Below are 885 nucleotides of genomic sequence, written 5' to 3' on the forward strand. Positions count from 1 at the left end.
GATCGAAGGCTTTCCAAACCTCTCCATGCTGCCTTCCGGCACGCTGCTGTTCTTCAAAGGCGGGGTGACCATCAAGGTCGACGCACAGAACGGACCATGCCGCCTCGCCGGGCGATCGATCGCTGAAAATGCAGGGATGGCAGACATTGAAGCCGGCGCGCTGCTCTTTCCCAAAGTGGCCAAACGGCTGCGTGGTCTCGTCGCCTGGGTAGAGAAACCCGGAACGATCAGCGTCGGCGAAGAGATTTCAGCGCGGGTGCCGGAGCAGTGGATTTATCAGGCGTAGCCGAGCGTTTCTCGTCGTGCCCTAAGGGTAGGGGCTACGCCGCCCACTGAGCGGCGTAGCGGACACCGCAAATCGTCAGTCCTTGCGGTTTTTCTTCGCGCCTTGCGCCATGACCGAAACGTGGTCCCACTTGTCCCAGGTGGCGAGGCGGTTGGCGTATTCCTGGCGGATCATCGGCAGGCCGCCATCGCCGAAGAACACGCGCAGCGGCGGCTCGGCGGCATCGACGATGGCCAGCATCGCCGGGCCGGTCGCTTCGGGATCGCCGGCGACCGAGTTGGCGCGGCGCTCGGCCATCTTGGCGCGGGCAGGCGCATAGGCCTCGATCGSCTTGGARACYTTGGCKGARGCGCCGGACCAGTCGGTGGAGAARCCRCCCGGCTCGACCAGYGTMACATGGATGCCGAAYTCMGCGACYTCGATGYTGAGCGACTGGCTGAAGGCYTCCAGYGCCCATTTCGAGGCRTGGTAGAGGCCRAGCGAGGCAAAGGCRTTGACGCCGCCGATCGACGAGATCTGGATGATGTGGCCGGACCGTTGCGCCCGCATGATCGGTAGGGCTGCCTGGGTCACCCACAGAGCTCCGAACACATTGGTTT

At 64.0% G+C, this 885-nt stretch carries 2 protein-coding genes; one reads left to right on the forward strand and one right to left on the reverse strand.

Features of this window, described 5'->3' with window-relative positions:
- Nucleotides 1–286, forward strand: a 286-nt coding sequence (locus AC1DX0_RS36530; RefSeq protein ID WP_477359449.1) for an MOSC domain-containing protein, incomplete at its 5' end; no start/stop codon positions are given.
- Between the two features lie 75 nt (nucleotides 287–361).
- On the opposite strand, the gene AC1DX0_RS36535 is transcribed toward AC1DX0_RS36530, so the two are convergent.
- Nucleotides 362–885 (reverse strand): SDR family NAD(P)-dependent oxidoreductase (locus AC1DX0_RS36535; protein WP_477359452.1); only part of this gene is annotated, 524 nt, incomplete at its 5' end.

This window comes from Mesorhizobium sp. P3_A9 (assembly GCF_056402975.1).